Here is a 17,042-nt window from a genome sequence, read left to right as displayed (position 1 = left end):
AAGCCAGCTCACTCAACGAATTGCTAAAAACAAAATTTTAACCCTAAAATTAATCCCGATGAAAGATTCAACCCTACCTCCCTTAAGCGTTTCAGAAGAACAACACAGAAGCAACCCTATATCAAGACTATATTTTAGCCTATTGAATGAATTCAAACGCGGACAGACCGGATATGCCACCATTGCGATCATCGCCCAAAGCTGTATTGGCTCCGCCGCGGCCATGGTACTGCTCATGGGCAACTTACATGACTTCTCGAAGATGACCTTGGTGTTTTTCGTGACCATACTATGTATGGCCTATAACGCTTCGGTACTGGCCAATTTGAAATCCAAGTTTTCGTTCAACCTGTTATTGGCAAGTCTGCTCTTCAGTTGTTCGGTTATTATCGCAAGCTTTCTTTAGCAACAATCTTTTCTAAAAAACATATGTCACTAAAGAAGTTGAGCCTTACTTACATTGACGAATTTGGCGAGACCTGCCAGGCCGATTTTAACAACCACGAATACCATAGCCTTATGGAACTCTTGTTCGACAAATACCTACAGGATTGGGGCGACTGCAAAGGCCGTGCCTGGTGTGGTACTTGCCACATTCAACTACATAGTGATCGTAATTTGGAAAAAATGGATATCAATGAAGAAAATACACTTTCAAATATCACCGGCCGTACCAAGACCAGTCGCCTAGCGTGTCAAATCCCACTCGATTCCAATTTAGACGGTATTGTTTTTAGCATCTTAAAGGACGATGCGGTCTAAGCCCTTACCTTCGAACTTTTTTTCCTTTCCCCAGCAATAGGCCCACCAGCGCCAATAATACCAGCAAGCTAGCAATGCCCAAAATGGCATCAAACCTAGACAGGAGTTCGAGCCTTTGCCAGTACGCGATCGCCCTATAAAAAATAAGTGCTTCGGTCAGTAGAAACCCTAAGGCATACAAGAAAAAGAACTTCCGATTCAGAGCTAGCAACTTAAAAGAATCAAGGAATAAAAACAGCCCCATAGTAACCACTCCCAAAAACGTCCAATGCAAATAGCCAATGGTAAAATCCAAATAGGTGACGGCCAAATCGGCAAAGTACGGCAAGGCACTTAGTAGTTGCAATAACATCTTAATTCCCCATAATAAGGCCACCGCCCCCAGCAATCTGTACTGAAACGGTGATAATGCCTTCATTACCTCGCTTTGTCTCCCCCTAGAAAACCTTAGTAAAATATAGAAAGCACCTAGCTGTAAAACCGCCCCAACTCCCCCTAACAGATAAGACCCCGGTCCCGGATGGGCAAACAAGGTAGACAGGAAGAAGGAAAAAACGATTCCAAGATTCAAGCCCCAGAAGAAGGTTTTAAACTTACGCTCGGGCAAAACCACCTGTTGCTTTTCAAGAAAAAAGAGAAAAACGGCCACAAGTGCCATTATCATCCATCCGTTGTACAAAAAATGGAGATAGAAATAAATGGCCAATCGATACCAAATGGAGTCGGGGCCAAGGATATTCATTATAGCGCCCAATGCCCACGGGCCTATACTGGAAACCAATAAATATACAATAGCGGCCTTGGCACACTTGAAGGATGGTACTGTCTTGTACTCCCTTGGCACGTTCTTATAAAAAAAGTATGAAAACCAATAAGAGGCGAACAGGAACAAGGTAGAAAAGACAATTGAAAAGACGGCATACCCTTGCAACGGAAAGGTCAACAACATACCGACCAGGGTCACTTGGGTAAACCAAAAGATCCTAGCGTATTTCTTATCGATTCCTAGACCTTTCAAAAACAGCTCATACAGCAGGGTGGTAAGGGCCAAATACACCCAACCCAATAAGGCGATATGGGAATGGGCATGAACGATAAACTTATAGGTAACGGGAATATCGAATACGCGAAAAAACCGAAGTACACAACCCAAGGCGGCCGCTACGACCAAATACACCAAGGCCATTTTACTTTGGTTCCTAAGAGTTGTCATTAATGCGGCCATTGTATCGGCAATGTATTAAAAATCTTTTTTCTTGGCCACGGAAACCAATCGCCAAATAGGCAGAACGGTCCATAAAACGAGCATCAGCATAGAAATAAGGAGGCCTTGGTCCGTGCCGAAGAACTTCTTGAACACGGCCCCGGTATATCCTAAGAGGGCGGATATATCCAATTTTAAAAGAATCAAGGTTCGTGATAAGTCTATGGGGTTCAACATTGTCGCGCCCAAGGAAAAACTATCCAGTGGATATTCCTTAAAAATAATTAAGGACATCAGAAAGAGTCCGTCATAAATCACCGCAAGGAACAACCACAGCAATACGGCATAGCCAAAACCTTTGATCTTGTTCTCATTGGAGAGGGCGATATTAAATGCCAATACCGTAAAGATCAAGGTCAAGAAGGCCCCTGTGACCAAGAGCAGGGTAAAGTCGAAAATAGCATCGCTCTTAAAAAGGCCGTAGAGTACAAACGGAATACCGAGCCCTAGCACCAAACTTAGGGTCAAGGAACCCGCCACACCGAAGTACTGCCCCAAAAATATAGAGGAACGCTTGACCGGTTGCGCCAGCAATAATTCTGTAAATTCCTTTGAATTGTAGAAGTACATTATGCCAAAAATGGTACCGATAAGGGGTACGAGCAGAATAATAACGTTCATCAGGGTTATAATGGCCTTTGACACATCGTTGTTCAGGAACAACAATACAAAGCCCAACAAAAGGTAAAACAAAAAGTACACGTAGCTCCATCGGCTACGGATCAGGTCATAAAAACTATATTTGAGTATCTTAAGCATGGCTAGGTGCAGTTGCTATGGCCGCAATGGCGTGTTCTAAATCGGTTTGTCCGGTCTTGGTCTTGAGTTCCTCAATACTGCCCTTAAAGTAAATATTACCTTCCAACAGGTAGACGATAACATCCGATACTTCGGCAACGAATTGCATAATATGCGAGGTAATCAGTATGGTTTTTTTCATTTCCCGCTGTTCGCGTATAAGCTCTTTTAAATGGATCAAGGAAGCGGGATCAAGCCCTGTGGTAGGCTCGTCCAAAATCAGCAAGGGACTGTTGAACATAAAGGCCAATACAATGTTCACCTTCTGTTTGGTACCCCCTGATAAGGTCGAGAGCTTCTTATCTAAAAAAGGTTCGAGTTTAAAAAGGGCTATCAACCTGTCTTCATCGCTCGGGCTTTGCCGAAGGTCTTTTATCATCCGGATCAGTTCACGGACCTTCAGGTTTCCCGGAAAGTTGGCAATCTGCGGCAGATAGTCGATTTCTTTACGGTACTTCCAATTCTTTTTAATGGGCTCCCCTTGCACGGAAATCGTTCCTTTATCGGGCACCACCATTCCCAATATACTCTTGATCAAGGTGGTTTTTCCTGAACCATTGGGCCCCAAGACCGCAAAAACACCCTCCTTATTTATGGTAAGGTCTAGGCCGGAAAGCACTGGGTTCTTTCCGAATTTTTTATGTAAGCCTTCAATATGAATCATTGTACTTTGGTCATTAAGGGATTAGTATCCAATAAATTATCTGGTGTAAACACGGGCGATACCTTTTCGGAAAAATCGATAATATCCATAAAAAGACTACGCAGCAAAACAATGGCCTCTGGAGTTTGGTTCACGATATAGGAAAACAATTTTACGGGACGATAGGGCACATCGCCAATACCGTTCTTATCCAAATCATAACCGGTATACGCGCTCCAATAATTGCCGTCGAAGACATTATCGTTCAACTTGCTGTTATACGATATATCGAAGCTGTTGTACAGAAAATTGTTAGCGCTAAAAGTGTTGGCATAACAAGCCCCCAACACTTTAATGCCCCATCCGTTCTTTACGAAGTTATTCTCTTTATACTCGATACGATTAGATCCTTCAATATGGATACCAATGGTATTTTCTTCAAAAGTATTGCCACTGATTTCGGCATCGTTGATTTCCTTCAACAACATCCCGAAAGCCGCGGGACCCCAATTTTTTCGAAAAGTATTCCCCTTCATTTTAATTCGTTTGGAGAACATGACGGCCACTCCCGCCCCGTTGTTTTCAAAGATATTGTCGGTATACACATCGTCATCGGAGAACATAAAGTGCAATCCGTACCTTAAATTATCGGTGCTTTTATTGTTATGTATGGTAATGTTATCGGAAAATTCCAAGTAGATTCCGTCCCTTGCCCCTTGAACGATATTTTGACTGACCTCAACATGATGCGAATACCAGAGTTGAATTCCGTTCCCTGAATTGTACTCGTCTATGGCATCGCCGATAATTTTGTTGTGATAGACTTTCCCGTGGCTTGATTTTTCGAGATAAATACCGAAGAACAGTTTTTCAAGAACTATATTCTGAATTAAAAAGTTCTTACTCTTCACTACCCTTATTGCGGCATAATCCGTCGTATAACTTGTACCTACGTTCACTATAAAAAAACCATCTACGGTAACATTATCGGATACGATCCGTATAATTTCACCCTGGTCTTCCCCATCGATAATAGGGTAATTTTCGCCTATCAAGGTCAGGGGTTTATCTATGAGGATATTATATTCTTTGTATGTCCCCTTTTTAACCAATAGGGTGTCAAAGTCTATGGCCAAAGCCACCGCTTCCGAAATGGACTTTACCACGCAGCTTTCGCAAACGACAATGGGTTTTGCCCACAGCTGTGCCGTAGTAAAAAGTACGAGGACAAATATGAATAATTTTGGGTATTGCATCATCTTTAATTGAGAAGTTTGGCAACCTCGTGGTTTCGTTTGCCCCACCTTCACTTCTATCGACAAAGGCAGGCGATATGGTACTAGTGAACACTCCTCCCGTTATATCTGTATAAAAACATGATTTAAAACGACACCAAGAGCCAATAAAATACAGGCCCATAAGTATGAAACGATTGAAACCTACCTCTATCGGTGCGATTTAAAACGGTGTTATACTTCGGGTATGGCGCAAACTGGAAGTAAACCTTAGCTACGCACGGTTCTGTATTTGCCTACAATGTCAGAAATATGAATTCGGAAAACGATAGGCAGGGTCTCCATTTCCAATTTGCTCGAGAAATCCTTTATGAATTCAGGCTTCTCGCCTTGGGTTCGCAAAATCGTATCCTGTACGCCTTGGGCAAAAGTATGAAGGCTTTTTTTGGCCGTACTGCCTTTTAATTCTTCAAAGCGACCATTGACCAAAACCGAACGCCACTCAGACATAGAATCGATATCCTCAACTTGAAGGGCTACATGTTCGTAGCTCCTCATTGCATTGATTTTATGGCCCAAGGCCGAATAACTCAGTATACTTTTATTTTCTTGATCATAATAATAGGTTATTGGCACAATGTAAGGGCTCCTGCCCGAAATGTAACCTAAATGACCGATACTGTGTTCACTTAAAAAAGCCATGCACTCCGAAAGCTCTAACTTTACTATCATAGTTTCTTGGGGTTTAAAATGGGTTATCTTTTTCAAATTTATCTCTGAGCTCGGGCCATGAATAAATCGTACCCGTATTTCCCGACTGGGCGCTACTCGCTTCTTCTTCATTGGCAAACGCCGTCAAAAACGCCCCCATGGGACTGGGTATGTTCTTACTGATCAAATACGTAGCCTTGGTGGCATCGATAAAGACCCCGGGGTTATTGTAATCGTTCACTCGATAAAGGGCTACCGATTCAGGATCTACATCTTTCAAGTAGTTCAGCATACACTCTACCGCATCAAAGGAGTAACTTCTTCCTTTCTTCGTCATAAATTGGGCAGCATGTTGCTTATCGACAATGGTCATGCTACAAAATTGGCAACCCTCGCCACCGTATGCTATGGGTTTCGGTTCGCCTTTACAAGCGGAAATTACCAAAAGCCCCATCAAAATGAGTATTTTACAACTTTTCATGGTGTAACCAATTTATGCTTTTTTTCAGATGAAACGGAATTTTTGCACCTCCATCCTACAAAAAATGCGATTACCGTCAACAACATACCTACGAACATCATCCATGCTCCTGTGGCCGGCATTGAACTTACATCAAAATTCAACAATTTTTTGTACCCAAAAAGTGGCGGTTTATAGCTCATGGGGGTACCGTCTTCATTGACCACCTTTATTATGGCGTGAGGATCTAGGTTTGAACCGTAATCGGTCAGCCATAGGTTAAAATCGTACATCCCCATGATTCCTAAGATAGACATTAGTAAGAACCAACCCAAGAAAAATCGGTAGTCAATTTTACCTATAAAACCGAGTATCCCCAATAGTACCCCTAAGAGTACCATGGCGATTATTACTATAGGAAATATATCGAACTCCCACATCTCGCCAGCTTTGGGAATCGTCTTCATACCAATATAGTGGTTGAGTCCGTCAATGTTCTGAAGGTCGAATTCAGATACCCCTTGAATGCCCGTAATATGGATGTTCATACCTAAGGGCTCGGGATATTGCGGGGCGCCCAGCATAATATTCCAAAGTGGAAACTGAAACAGTCCCAACAAACATAAAGACCCCAATATCATAAGTATACTTGCCTTTTTCATCTTACCTCAATCTTAAAATTCATAGCTATTGAACAGGCCGGTATTTTTAAAAAGCAGGCCGGTCTTGGTACGCGACCTGCTTTTCGTTTGAACAAATACTCTTGTGCCCTTCCTTTATTCTCCTAGGGACCACGACAGCTCAGTATTTGAACCTGCCGGTGACACCCGTATATAACCTTGCATTTCTTGGTGCAAAGCGGAACAGAAATCGGTACAATAAAATGGCCATACCCCTACTTTTTTAGGCTCCCATACCAGAGATTTGGTCTGCCCTGGCATAATTAGCAATTCGGAGTTATTCGCGCCGATCATGGCAAACCCATGGGGCACATCAAAATCTTGTTCTTGGTTGGTGACATGAAAATACACCTTGTCGCCCACTTTAATACCTTCTATATTATCAGGGGTAAAGTGGCTTCGGATCATAGACATGTAAATATGAACCTCATTCCCTTCCCTTACCACTTTAGTATCGGCGGGGCCGGTTGCGGCAAAGGGGTGTTTATTTTCGGAAAGCTTATAGATCTTCTTAGATTTCGGGGCCAAAAGTTCAGCGGGTATACCTGCTGCATAATGGGGTTCACCGTGGGTGGGAAAATCGTAAATAAGCTCCATTTTATCTCCGGAAATATCATAAATCTGGGCGGAATGTTCCAGTTCGGGACCTGTGGGCAGGTACCTATCTTTGGTTATTTTGTTCATGGCCACCACGTATTTACCAAAGGGCTTCCTAGAGTTCCCCCCAGGTATCATTAAGTGTCCCACGGAATAATAAGTAGGTTTTCTATCGATAACTTCCCATGTACCCAACTTCCACATCACCACTTCAGAGGAAATAAAGAAGGTAGTATAGGCATTTCCCTCTCCATCAAACTCGGTATGTAAGGGGCCCAATCCGCCACTTTTCACGGTTCCGGCAAGTACATCGTCGAATTTCAAGATGGGGATGCCATAAGCTTCTCCGTCGAATTTTTTAGCTTCGATCGCAGCCACCATTTTATCGAAGGAATGGATCGTAAGATCGGCCGATAGCTTTCCGTTACCAATGATATACTCTCCCGAAGGATCAACATCTACCCCATGGGGCGATTTTGGTGTAGGCAAGAAGTAAACGGCTCCCGGCACTTTGGTCGGGTCTATGGTCAAGACTTCCTTTTTTAGGGTGGAAGTCGCGGTATGGCTTGCTTCATCGTACACATTGTGGGCATATTCGGCCGGCATCATTGTACCCCCTCCATTTGCCACATACTCTTCAATTTTCTTCCAATTCACCGCAGCGATAAAATCTTTATCGTTTTGCGAAGCATTTACTTCTAAAAGTGAATTTGCCTCTTCGGTATTGTAGGTCGTAAAGAAAAACCATCCATGGGATTTGCCCCTACCCGGATGCGACAGGTCGTAATTAAACCCTGGCATCAAAATTTGAAACTTTAGATCCATGTGTCCATCTTCAGGATCAACGCTTATAAAGGAAAGCGAGCCCCTAAAATTCCCCTTGTACTCGTTAATGGGCATATCCCTTTGGGGAATAGGCACCGAAAAACGGGTTCCGGCAACTACATACTCGGTATTTTCGGTAACAAAAGAAGAACTGTGGTTCCCTGCACTGTTGGGTACCTCCATAATTTCCTCGGTCTCGAACGTACTCAAGCTGATCCGGGCAATTCTTGGTGTGTTGTTTCCATTAATAAATATCCATCTACCGTCTAACTCCCCATTGGTCTGGGAAATATCGGGGTGGTGGGCATCATCCCAAGGAACGAAACCGAAAGATGTGTTCAACATGGGTTTTGTTTCTTCCGAATATCCATAACCCGAGGTAGGAAACTGCGAAAAAACGGGAATCTCTTTGAACATTCTTCCCGAAGGAAGTCCGTAAACCGTAAGGTTTCCGCTATACCCGCCCGACATAAAAGCATAAAACTCATCATGCTCTCCCGGGGCAACGTATACTTTTTCCGCATTGTTCGACGATAGTCCGCTATTTGAGGACGCCTTGCCGTTCTGGTCACCGCAACTAGAGAGGAACAGAGCCATCCCTAAAATCGCGAATAGATGAAAGGTATATTTTTTCATTTGTACTGTTTTTATGGTTATCTTATTTCTGCTGCATCAACAGCCATGGCCTCTTATGGCTAGAACTACTCTAGCGTTCTAAAAAATTCCAGTACGCTTCGAGCCTGGTCTTCGGTCAACCCCTGGTTCGACATCGGAGCTCCGTTGAATTCGGCAATAAGCTCTTTTGCCAAGGGATCTTCTTTTACCATTACCTCTGGGTTTAGGATCATGTTCATGACCCACTCGGGGCTACGTCTTTTTAAAATACCCGTTGGTGCCGGACCAATGAATTTTTTATCGACCCTATGGCAGGCCAAACACATTTGGGTATAGATTTCCTCCCCCTTTTTGGCCAAGGCCTCGTCGATATCGGGAGACAGGGTCACCGATTTTACCGGGCCGACCCCCTTGTTCTCAAGATCGACACGTTGAGATGCCGGTACCGCACTGGTAGCCGGTACCGCCTCAGCCGGCTTTTCCGTTTTTGCCTTTTCACGATCTACGCTAAATCCTTCTTTCTTCTTTTCTTCCTTGCCTCCACAGGCCGTAAGCAAAAGCGAAAAAATCAGCACTACACTTTTAACTACTATTTTCATTTTGAGTGGTTTAATGATTAATTTTCAACAAAAATAGGCGCTATACAAGGTGAAAAACATGATATATATCAGTAAATAGGACAAAATTGTCTTTTTTCTTTTCCCTAAAAAGAAATCAGGGATCGGTAGAAAATTGTAAATTCATCGGTTGACCGAACAAAACCCTGATTTATTACATGAAACAAGACAACTCTAGAAGGTATTTTCTTAAAAAAGCAGCCTTAGGTTCTGCAGCAGTGACTTCTGCCCCCTTAATCTTATCGGCATCAAAAGACGAAAGCATCTTAATGCAACGCGAATACGACACCAAGGTGTTCTCCTCAAATGATCAAATACAACTGGCCTTGATCGGAACCGGTATTCAGGGTATTTTCGACACCAAGGCCGCGCTCACCGTTTCCGGCATAAAGCTGGTTGCCGCATGCGACCTTTATACGGGCCGACTGGAAAGGGCCAAGGAATTGTGGGGCGATGCTATTTTCACCACCCGCGACTATAGGGAAATCCTCAAAAGAAAAGATATCGATGCAGTGATTATCGCCACGCCCGACCACTGGCACAAACAAATTACCATAGACGCCCTTAAAGCCGGAAAACATGTCTACTGCGAAAAGCCTATGGTACAGGAGTGGCAAGACGGACAAGCCATAATAGACGCCCAAAAGGCTTCTGGCAAGATATGTCAAGTAGGAAGTCAGGGAATGGCTTCCTTAGGCAATGAAAAAGCAAAACAGCTCTACCAAGATGGGGCCATTGGCGATATTGTAATGCTCGATTTTTATAATGACCGATACTCGGCAGAGGGCGCTTGGCAATATCCGATCCCACCCGACGCAAATAAGAAAACCGTTGATTTCGATACGTTTTTGGGACAGGCGCCCAAGGTGAAATTTGAACCGAAACGATTTTTTAGATGGAGAAACTATAGGGATTACGGCACAGGTGTTGCCGGAGACCTTTTCGTTCATGCATTCTCAACCTTGAACTACGTTATCGACTCCCATGGCCCTAACCGCGCCATGGCTACCGGAGGCCTTCGCTATTGGAAGGATGGCAGGGACGTACCCGATGTAAGCATTACCCTATACGATTATCCTAAGACAGCGACCCACGCGGCCTTCAATGCGGCCTTTCGCATCAACTTCATCGCCGGAAGCGGAGGAGGAAGCGGCTTTAAACTGATCGGGACCGAAGGCGAAATGGAAATTGGCCAAAATTCCGTTTCCCTAAAACGTTCCAAACTCGGCCTAGTGCCCGGTGGCTATTCCATGATTTCCTTTCCCGAAGCCATGCAAGAACAAATCAGGAGGGGCTATGCCCAACAGAACTTAGACACCCGTACCTCGGCCTTGGCCACAGGAACTACCAAATGGCAGGCACCAAAGGATTACAAAGGTGGCCACCACGATCATTTTTATAATTTCTTCACCGCCATTCGCGAAAACGGAAAGGTCGTTCAAGACCCTACGTTCGGACTACGGGCTGCAGGTGCGGCCTTATTGGCCAATGAAAGCTATTACAAAAAAGAACCCGTAAACTGGAACCCCGAAGAAATGAAGATCGGCTAACCCAAACCGGTAAAAAAATGGCCGGTCCGTATGAAACGGACCGGCCTTATAGTTGCATAAAGTTTAAGTGCATCTATATTTTAAAAGTAACCACGGGTATCTTGGAGTGGTTCACGATGTCTTCCCCAATACTTCCCATAAAGAAATGGGATAGTCCCCTACGTCCATGGGTAGGTATCCCTATGGCATCGGCACTGTTGCTTTCGCTATAATTCAACACCCCGCGCTCTACACTATAATCGTTGTAAATCTCTACCTGTAAAGCTTCGTTTACCTTTCCGATAAAAGCGTTTACACGTTTGTAGATATCCGCTGAACTTAAAAAATTATCGCCCGGTGTATTGATATACACCAAGTCTAAATCGGCTTTTAATAAATCGGCAAATGCCTTGGCCTTTTTATAGGCCGGGATGCTTTCTTCCCTAAAATCGCAGGCAAAGACAAAACGGTTTATACTAAAATTGGCTATTTCGTTCTTAATGACCAATACGGGCACTTCGGAATTTCGCACTACCTTTTCGGCATTCGACCCTATAAAAATCTCTTCGAGGCCATCGGTACCATGTGAGCCCATAACAACAAGCTCGGCCTTGTGTTCTTCGGCAATCGCATTCACCTCACTAAAGACTTTGTAGTGTTTGATGATGGGCGTGACCTTCACACCTTCCAAATAGGGTTTCTTTAAAAACTCGTTAAACCTTTTCTCTGCCAGTTTTATCAGAAAAACGGTCTGTTCTGGGTGAAAGCCTTCGGAAGAAGTAATCATGGCCTGATTGAGTTCCAGCATGTGCAAGGCCAGTATTTCCGAATCGTGTTTTTTTGCCAACGATACGGCAACCTTAAGGGCATATTCAGACTGTTCGGAGAAATCTAGAGGTACTATAATTTTTTTCATAATATATCTATTTTAGAAGATTAGGGCCTATTAAATTGTCATTGAAAATAATCTTTTTTCCGGTTCCTTTTTATGTAAAAGCACATCAAATGCCATACAAATGTTACGAATGAACGGGCGTCCTTTTTCGGTGACCTCTACCCCATCTTCAACGACAACCACCAAAGCATCCTGTTCCATTTCACGCAACCTTTCCCGCACCTCGTCAATTGCCTCAAAACGAAGGCCCGGTAGCGACCAAGAGGTTTTAAACCCGCACATCAAATTTAGGATATGCTTTCTTATCACGCGATCTTCATCGGTGAGAATATGACCTCGATACACTGGAATAACGTTGTTTTCCACCAAATGTTGGTACTCTTCGATACCTTTAACATTTTGGGCGAAGCTATACCAACTATCACTGATACTAGAGGTTCCCAAGCCAATCATTGCCTGGGTCTTAGAAGCCGTATACCCCATAAAGTTACGGTGCAGTTCGCCCGATTGCATAGATTTATACAACGCATCGGTAGGAAGGGCAAAATGGTCCATACCGATTTCACGGTATCCGACCTCGGCGAGCAAGGCCTTACCGGTTTCATACTGTTGGCGCTTCTCTTCGGCCGAAGGCAAATCGGCATCTTTATACCCTCTTTGTCCATTACCTTTTAACCATGGCACATGGGCATAGCTATAAAAGGCCAAACGATCTGGGCGCAGTTCCTTGGTTCTCAATATAGTTTCGCGAACATGTTCCTCCTTCTGAAAAGGAAGTCCGAAAATAATATCATGGCCGATCGATGTATAACCGATCTGCCTGGCCCATTGCGTTACGTTTTTTACGTTCGCAAAAGGCTGTATGCGATGGATGGCCTGTTGTACTTTGATATTGTAATCTTGCACCCCAAAACTGACCCGCCTAAACCCTACATCGTACAGTGCCTGTAAATGTTCTTTGGTGGTGTTGTTCGGATGTCCCTCAAAACTAAATTCGTAATCTTCGGCCTTTTTGGCCATGCTAAAAATTCCATTGATCAAGTTCTGGAGGTTCTGTGGTGTAAAGAAAGTAGGGGTTCCGCCCCCCAAATGAAGTTCTTTTATTATGGGCCGCTGAGAAAAGAGGTCGCAATACAATTTCCACTCCTTCAATACGGTACGAATATACGGTTCCTCAACCTCATGCCTTTGGGTTATGCGTTTATGGCAACCACAAAACGTACACATACTTTCACAAAAGGGCAAGTGTATGTACAGGCTAATACCTTCTTTCGCATTGCTTTCCTCAAAACTTTGGATCAGGGTCGATTGCCACTTCTTGCTAGAAAAAGTATCCATATTCCAATAAGGAACAGTGGGGTAACTGGTATATCTCGGACCCGCCACATTGTATTTTTGAACTAGACTGCACATAAATCGTATCTTGTTTTATACAAACTTAACTTTGTTAAGCTGTTCAAAATATGATATATGTCAGGTATAGGAAAATAGCGGGCCGATTTGGCCCACTAAAGTTCTTCGCAAACGTAGCCCTGTTCTTCCAATAGGCGTACTACCGAAGATGGGCATTGACGGGTTTCGACCCGGAGGATATTATCACAATCCTCCAGATCAAAATTCCATCGTCCTATCGGTTCGACCAATTGGGTCAAGAGGGGTTTGAGCCTTTTTACCTGTTTATTCTTGGAAACGGATGTCTTAAAGACCAATACTGTCATTGCCTAGGCTTTTTACCGTTAATTTCTATCCCAGAACATGGGCGGCTCGATACCTAGGGTTCGCAAATAGACATAGCCTTGGCCGCGATGGTGTATTTCATTGTCTACGAAATATAAAATACTAGATTGAATAGTCCCTTCGTACTGACCAAAAAGTTTGATAGAATCATGAAATTTATCAACCCCGATCTTAGCCCAATTAGCGTTGATCTCTTCCGTGGCTTCGTCCCAAAGCGCTAAGACTTTGGCTTTACTATTTCCATGAGCTACGGCTTCTGTGAAGGCAGCCGCTTTTCCCGAAACTATTTCTTTCATTCCAGGACCCGCTATGCTCAAGAGCTCATCTACCATTTTTGAAAATGGCCGCATTCCCCCAATGCTGTATTCGAAAAAATCTTTCTCAGGAAATGCTTCTATTACTTTTCTGGTCAAAGTTCTATGCCCTTGCCAGTGGGCCAATAGTTCGGCAGGAAGAATTACCTGCGCCACTTTTTCTACGGATGGGTTTGCTGTGCTCATAATTTACATTTTTAAGTTCGTATTATTTTACGGGAACAAATGTAAAAGTGCCACGTGACAACCCTTTGTCAGTAGTGATGTAGAAAAGAAGTTTTTTTTTAAAGCCCCTATTTTAAGGAAGGCCAACAACCGATCCTGAAACGAATACAACCCTTACTTTATCAACTTGGCAAAATTGTAACTGGCATTCACCAAATTCGTATAGCTGGAAGCCATAGCTTCGGGCAAGGTAGAGACTCCCCTTACAATGGAATTCACATAGGCCAGCCCGAAGCCTTCTTGTTGTTCAATGGATATAGATACCGAACCACAAAGCGCGGCAACCGGAACATTCGCCTTCTTTGCGGAAGTAATCACCCCATCTATGGTCTTGCCCGACAGGGTTTGCTCATCTAACTGGCCCTCTCCGGTAATCACCCAATCGGCATTTGCGATTACCTCATCAAAACGGGCCAAGCCCTTGACCAAATCGATACCGGAAGTGAGCTCGCCCCTTAGAAATACGATAGCCCCACCGCCAATTCCTCCCGCGGCACCCGAGCCCTGTATTTTCTGTAGACTTATATTGTAGGTATCAAAAACGACCTTGGCAAAACTCTTCAAGCCGTTGTCCAACAACGCTATTTCTTCTTCAGATGCCCCCTTTTGTGGGGCATAGATCTTGGCCGCCCCGTTCACACCATAAAACGGATTGGAAACATCACAGGCGATTTTAAATTTTGCATTGGCCAAGAGGGGGTGGACCTTTGATGCATCAATACTTTTTACCTTGTTCAAATTGCTTCCTACCGGATTCAATTCTTTACTGAAGCTATCCTTAAAACGATAGCCCAAGGCATTCGCCATGCCCATGCCCCCATCGTTGGTGGCGCTTCCCCCTATCCCTAGAATAATTTCTTGGGCCCCACGTTCAAGGGCATCGGCAATAAGCTCACCCGTACCGAAAGTTGTAGTGTTCATACAGTTTCTATCGGCATCGGCCAATAACTTGAGTCCGGATGCTTCCGCCATTTCAATATAGGCGATGTGGTTTTCCGAAGCATATAGGTAGGAAGCGCTTATAGGCCTAAACAAGGGGTCGTTTACGGTTATGCTTATTTTTTCACCGTGTATATAGTGCCTCACCACGTCGATGGTACCGTCTCCCCCATCGGCCAAAGGCATTTTTACGATTTCGACGTCATCGAATACGTGCTGCAGGCCTTCCGCTACGGCATCACAGAACTCAAACCCAGTGAGGGAATCTTTAAATTTATCGGGAGCGATTACAATTTTCATAATGCTTACTTTAATTGAAAACAGAGGGAAGCAAAAGACAAGCACAAAGAATGATCACAAAATAACCGACCAAAATAGCCACTTCTTTCTTCCCTGAATAGTATACCACCTCTAGACCTTCGTTTACCGTTCTCTTGACCGTATAGCTAACGGCAAGAGCTATAAGAATGGTGACCAAACACCCGAGGGCGTTCCACCAGAACCAGAATATTTGCGGCACGTACAACCAAAGGTAAATATTGAACAATACCCCGGCAACAATACCGATGTTGGCCCCAAGGGCATGGGTTCGTTTCGTCAAGATCGCCAAAATAAAAGCGGCCAAGATCGGACCATAAAATACCGAACTGATCTTATTGATGACCTCGATAACGGTACCTTCTATATTACCCGCGAAAAAAGCAAAGAATAAACAGACCAAGCCCCAAAATATGGAAAGCAATCTTGAGTAGGACATGTATTGCTTATCCCCCATATTGGGCTTGAATCGCTTCACAAAATCTTCCATGGTAACGGCAGACAATGAATTGACCGTAGAGCTAAGGGTCGACATTGCGGCCGACATAATGGCCACGATCAATATACCGATTACCCCGTTGGGCAAATATTTAATGATGAACACCGGTACCAAGAGGTCGGCCTTTTTTCCCTCCAAAGAAGAAATATTGGCTTGATATACACTTTCCATTTGGTCTTGAAACCCCAAATCTTGCATCAACAAGGTACCTAACACCAAGCCCATAATACAATAGGTCAAGGTAAAAGGAAAGCGCAACAGGCCGTTGGCCATCATCAATTTCTTTAGATTTGACATACTACTCGATGACAACAGACGCTGCGACTGGGTCTGATCTGTACCGTAATACGATGCGTATAAAAAGAAACCGCCGATAACCATGGGCCAAAAACCGAATTCATCATTACCATCGGCATTGCTGAACCCCCATTTATCAAAATCAATGGCCGTAATACGGTCTTGATCTACGTTGGCCAAAAAGCTATCGATGCCCCCAAGCTCGCTGAACCCGTAAAAGAGGCAGATGATTATTCCTAAGAACAAAATACTCATTTGAATGACATCTCCCCAAATAACGGCTTTCATACCTCCTTGAAAAGAGTAGACCATAGTAATGACCCCAATGATCAAGACCGATATCCAAAAATCCAATTGTATGGTAGCCTGCAATATCAAGGCCATGGTATAGACCATTACCCCGGTCGCTACGGAGCGACTGATCTGGAATACAAAACTGATCAATAAGCGCGAAGAAGCGTCAAAGCGTTTTTCGAGGTATTCGTAAACACTTACAATACCCGATTTATAGAGGGTCGGCAACACGGCTACCAGCAGAAATGCCATGGCCAAAGGCACGCCCAGCTCATAGGTAAGCCATTGCATGCCCCCGCCATCTTTCAGGCCCACAAATGCCGGCGCCGAAATAAAACTGATGGCCGAAAGCTGGGTCGCCATGGCCGAAAGGCTCAAAGGCAACCAAGAAGTTTTTCTTCCCCCTAGAAAATAGTCGCCCCCAGAACTGTTTTCCTTAAACAGAAAACCAAGACCCAAGAAGCCCACTAGGTAAACAACGATTATGATATAGTCTAAATAATTCATGAGTAAATTTACTTTTGGTTTGGTATGTTATCTCCTACTCATCCAATTAGCTGAATGTTCTACGGAACTGTCCTTTTTAACAATTCCTGGTCATCTACGTTCCTTTATTGCACTACTAAAAACAGGGGGGATTACACCAAATATAAGTGTTTAACCTCCCAAAAATGGTATTCTACATCGTTTTCAAAGGGAGTTTGGGAGCCGAAACGCCCCATAACCGTCATCCAACAGAAGGGAAAAATAGATTTTCCCACACATTTTAATTCCGCGCCCCCAAACCT

At 43.9% G+C, this 17,042-nt stretch carries 18 protein-coding genes; 3 read left to right on the top strand and 15 right to left on the bottom strand.

Translation table 11 applies throughout. The annotated features are described in order from the left end of the window. Positions 1 to 58 precede the first annotated feature (58 nt). Positions 59 to 406 (top strand): hypothetical protein, encoded by a 348-nt coding sequence (locus ZOBGAL_RS10605; RefSeq protein WP_013993601.1) that lies wholly within the window; start codon positions 59 to 61, stop codon positions 404 to 406. A gap of 23 nt (positions 407 to 429) precedes the next feature. Further along, a complete protein-coding gene (locus tag ZOBGAL_RS22685) occupies positions 430 to 762 on the top strand; it encodes a 2Fe-2S iron-sulfur cluster-binding family protein (RefSeq protein ID WP_013993600.1) in 333 nt (110 codons plus the stop codon). A gap of 4 nt (positions 763 to 766) precedes the next feature. Here the strand turns inward: ZOBGAL_RS22685 and ZOBGAL_RS10595 are convergent, their stop codons facing one another. The 9 genes from ZOBGAL_RS10595 to ZOBGAL_RS10555 form a co-directional block, all read right to left on the bottom strand. Continuing rightward, entirely contained in the window at positions 767 to 1,975 is a 1,209-nt protein-coding gene (locus ZOBGAL_RS10595) for a hypothetical protein (RefSeq protein ID WP_046287878.1), read from the bottom strand. A 27-nt stretch (positions 1,976 to 2,002) separates the two neighbouring features. Continuing rightward, complete coding sequence (locus ZOBGAL_RS10590) at positions 2,003 to 2,785, bottom strand: ABC transporter permease (protein WP_013993598.1); 783 nt, start codon at positions 2,783 to 2,785, stop codon at positions 2,003 to 2,005. After that, on the bottom strand, positions 2,778 to 3,488 hold the full coding sequence (locus ZOBGAL_RS10585; RefSeq protein WP_013993597.1) for an ABC transporter ATP-binding protein: 711 nt from the start codon (positions 3,486 to 3,488) through the stop codon (positions 2,778 to 2,780). Before ZOBGAL_RS10585 ends, ZOBGAL_RS10590 begins: the two co-directional genes overlap by 8 nt. Continuing rightward, on the bottom strand, positions 3,485 to 4,723 hold the full coding sequence (locus tag ZOBGAL_RS10580) for a nitrous oxide reductase family maturation protein NosD (RefSeq protein ID WP_046287877.1): 1,239 nt from the start codon (positions 4,721 to 4,723) through the stop codon (positions 3,485 to 3,487). Before ZOBGAL_RS10580 ends, ZOBGAL_RS10585 begins: the two co-directional genes overlap by 4 nt. A gap of 249 nt (positions 4,724 to 4,972) precedes the next feature. Beyond that, positions 4,973 to 5,434, bottom strand: a complete 462-nt coding sequence (locus ZOBGAL_RS10575; RefSeq protein ID WP_013993595.1) for a pyridoxamine 5'-phosphate oxidase family protein — start codon at positions 5,432 to 5,434, stop codon at positions 4,973 to 4,975. A 13-nt stretch (positions 5,435 to 5,447) separates the two neighbouring features. After that, on the bottom strand, positions 5,448 to 5,894 hold the full coding sequence (locus tag ZOBGAL_RS10570) for a nitrous oxide reductase accessory protein NosL (RefSeq protein WP_013993594.1): 447 nt from the start codon (positions 5,892 to 5,894) through the stop codon (positions 5,448 to 5,450). Beyond that, the gene (locus ZOBGAL_RS10565) at positions 5,891 to 6,535 is read right to left on the bottom strand and encodes a hypothetical protein (RefSeq protein WP_013993593.1); all 645 of its coding nucleotides are present in this window, start codon (positions 6,533 to 6,535) and stop codon (positions 5,891 to 5,893) included. The genes ZOBGAL_RS10570 and ZOBGAL_RS10565 overlap by 4 nt, the downstream gene beginning before the upstream one ends. Positions 6,536 to 6,649: 114 nt before the next feature. Then, complete coding sequence (gene nosZ / locus ZOBGAL_RS10560) at positions 6,650 to 8,611, bottom strand: Sec-dependent nitrous-oxide reductase (protein ID WP_013993592.1); 1,962 nt, start codon at positions 8,609 to 8,611, stop codon at positions 6,650 to 6,652. Positions 8,612 to 8,676: 65 nt separating this feature from the next. Then, the gene (locus tag ZOBGAL_RS10555; RefSeq protein WP_013993591.1) at positions 8,677 to 9,189 is read right to left on the bottom strand and encodes a c-type cytochrome; all 513 of its coding nucleotides are present in this window, start codon (positions 9,187 to 9,189) and stop codon (positions 8,677 to 8,679) included. A 176-nt stretch (positions 9,190 to 9,365) separates the two neighbouring features. Here ZOBGAL_RS10555 and ZOBGAL_RS10550 point away from each other — a divergent pair, with 176 nt between their 5' ends. Further along, positions 9,366 to 10,757 (top strand): Gfo/Idh/MocA family protein, encoded by a 1,392-nt coding sequence (locus ZOBGAL_RS10550; protein ID WP_013993590.1) that lies wholly within the window; start codon positions 9,366 to 9,368, stop codon positions 10,755 to 10,757. Positions 10,758 to 10,830: 73 nt separating this feature from the next. On the opposite strand, the gene ZOBGAL_RS10545 is transcribed toward ZOBGAL_RS10550, so the two are convergent. The 6 genes from ZOBGAL_RS10545 to ZOBGAL_RS10520 all read right to left on the bottom strand — a co-directional run bounded on the left by ZOBGAL_RS10545 (position 10,831) and on the right by ZOBGAL_RS10520 (position 16,761). Further along, complete coding sequence (locus tag ZOBGAL_RS10545; RefSeq protein ID WP_013993589.1) at positions 10,831 to 11,652, bottom strand: universal stress protein; 822 nt, start codon at positions 11,650 to 11,652, stop codon at positions 10,831 to 10,833. Between the two features lie 30 nt (positions 11,653 to 11,682). Then, positions 11,683 to 13,044, bottom strand: coding sequence for an oxygen-independent coproporphyrinogen III oxidase (gene hemN, locus ZOBGAL_RS10540; protein WP_013993588.1), 1,362 nt, complete (start codon positions 13,042 to 13,044; stop codon positions 11,683 to 11,685). 95 nt (positions 13,045 to 13,139) lie between these two features. Further along, complete coding sequence (locus ZOBGAL_RS10535) at positions 13,140 to 13,349, bottom strand: hypothetical protein (protein ID WP_013993587.1); 210 nt, start codon at positions 13,347 to 13,349, stop codon at positions 13,140 to 13,142. A gap of 18 nt (positions 13,350 to 13,367) precedes the next feature. Next, positions 13,368 to 13,868: a DinB family protein gene (locus ZOBGAL_RS10530; RefSeq protein WP_013993586.1), complete on the bottom strand. Its 501-nt coding sequence runs from the start codon at positions 13,866 to 13,868 to the stop codon at positions 13,368 to 13,370. A gap of 153 nt (positions 13,869 to 14,021) precedes the next feature. Beyond that, a complete protein-coding gene (locus ZOBGAL_RS10525; protein WP_013993585.1) occupies positions 14,022 to 15,146 on the bottom strand; it encodes a glycerate kinase in 1,125 nt (374 codons plus the stop codon). A gap of 10 nt (positions 15,147 to 15,156) precedes the next feature. Continuing rightward, complete coding sequence (locus tag ZOBGAL_RS10520) at positions 15,157 to 16,761, bottom strand: sodium:solute symporter (protein ID WP_013993584.1); 1,605 nt, start codon at positions 16,759 to 16,761, stop codon at positions 15,157 to 15,159. Between the last annotated feature and the right edge of the window lie 281 nt (positions 16,762 to 17,042).

Source organism: Zobellia galactanivorans (genome assembly GCF_000973105.1).
GTDB classification, from domain to species: domain Bacteria; phylum Bacteroidota; class Bacteroidia; order Flavobacteriales; family Flavobacteriaceae; genus Zobellia; species Zobellia galactanivorans.
Note: the sequence above shows the minus strand (reverse complement) of the source record. Positions and strands in the feature narration are given on the sequence as shown.

Coding starts and splice junctions, on each gene's coding strand:
- ZOBGAL_RS10530 (WP_013993586.1), bottom strand. CDS start 13,868: ATGAGCACAGCAAACCCATCCGTAGAAAAAGTGGCGCAGGTAATTCTT.
- ZOBGAL_RS10575 (WP_013993595.1), bottom strand. CDS start 5,434: ATGATAGTAAAGTTAGAGCTTTCGGAGTGCATGGCTTTTTTAAGTGAA.
- nosZ (WP_013993592.1), bottom strand. CDS start 8,611: ATGAAAAAATATACCTTTCATCTATTCGCGATTTTAGGGATGGCTCTG.
- ZOBGAL_RS10525 (WP_013993585.1), bottom strand. CDS start 15,146: ATGAAAATTGTAATCGCTCCCGATAAATTTAAAGATTCCCTCACTGGG.
- hemN (WP_013993588.1), bottom strand. CDS start 13,044: ATGTGCAGTCTAGTTCAAAAATACAATGTGGCGGGTCCGAGATATACC.
- ZOBGAL_RS10605 (WP_013993601.1), top strand. CDS start 59: ATGAAAGATTCAACCCTACCTCCCTTAAGCGTTTCAGAAGAACAACAC.
- ZOBGAL_RS10565 (WP_013993593.1), bottom strand. CDS start 6,535: ATGAAAAAGGCAAGTATACTTATGATATTGGGGTCTTTATGTTTGTTG.
- ZOBGAL_RS10545 (WP_013993589.1), bottom strand. CDS start 11,652: ATGAAAAAAATTATAGTACCTCTAGATTTCTCCGAACAGTCTGAATAT.
- ZOBGAL_RS10555 (WP_013993591.1), bottom strand. CDS start 9,189: ATGAAAATAGTAGTTAAAAGTGTAGTGCTGATTTTTTCGCTTTTGCTT.
- ZOBGAL_RS10550 (WP_013993590.1), top strand. CDS start 9,366: ATGAAACAAGACAACTCTAGAAGGTATTTTCTTAAAAAAGCAGCCTTA.
- ZOBGAL_RS22685 (WP_013993600.1), top strand. CDS start 430: ATGTCACTAAAGAAGTTGAGCCTTACTTACATTGACGAATTTGGCGAG.
- ZOBGAL_RS10585 (WP_013993597.1), bottom strand. CDS start 3,488: ATGATTCATATTGAAGGCTTACATAAAAAATTCGGAAAGAACCCAGTG.
- ZOBGAL_RS10580 (WP_046287877.1), bottom strand. CDS start 4,723: ATGCAATACCCAAAATTATTCATATTTGTCCTCGTACTTTTTACTACG.
- ZOBGAL_RS10570 (WP_013993594.1), bottom strand. CDS start 5,894: ATGAAAAGTTGTAAAATACTCATTTTGATGGGGCTTTTGGTAATTTCC.
- ZOBGAL_RS10590 (WP_013993598.1), bottom strand. CDS start 2,785: ATGCTTAAGATACTCAAATATAGTTTTTATGACCTGATCCGTAGCCGA.
- ZOBGAL_RS10535 (WP_013993587.1), bottom strand. CDS start 13,349: ATGACAGTATTGGTCTTTAAGACATCCGTTTCCAAGAATAAACAGGTA.
- ZOBGAL_RS10520 (WP_013993584.1), bottom strand. CDS start 16,761: ATGAATTATTTAGACTATATCATAATCGTTGTTTACCTAGTGGGCTTC.
- ZOBGAL_RS10595 (WP_046287878.1), bottom strand. CDS start 1,975: ATGACAACTCTTAGGAACCAAAGTAAAATGGCCTTGGTGTATTTGGTC.